The following is a 260-nucleotide window of genomic DNA, read 5'->3' as shown; positions in this document are numbered from 1 at the left end:
AAGAGAGGTGGAATGAGTGGAATAACGCGGGTAGTGGAGATGGAGGGGTTTGTGAGTTGAAGTATAGAGGTGAAAAAGGTGATGGATGGATGGATATAAGTAAGGGCATGAATGTAAATGAAGAATTTGAGGTTAGAAGAGAATTTTGGTGTTATCTTGTAAAGAGGAATTTAATTGGGAATGGGCAGGATTTGATTAGGCGGGTGCGAGATATGAGGGTGGTAGAAGGGGAGAAAAATGTTAGGTTGTTGAAAAAAGGA

At 40.8% G+C, this 260-nt stretch carries 1 protein-coding gene; it reads left to right on the top strand.

Annotated features, from left to right (window positions below):
• A partial coding sequence (locus FS736_RS23800; RefSeq protein WP_144481558.1) for a malate:quinone oxidoreductase occupies positions 1-260 on the top strand: 260 nt, incomplete at both ends.

The organism is Cytobacillus oceanisediminis 2691 (assembly GCF_007678455.1).
Classification (GTDB): domain Bacteria; phylum Bacillota; class Bacilli; order Bacillales; family Cytobacillaceae; genus Mesobacillus; species Mesobacillus oceanisediminis_A.
The sequence above is the reverse complement of the archived record's forward strand: the minus strand, read 5'-3'. Positions and strand labels throughout refer to the sequence as shown.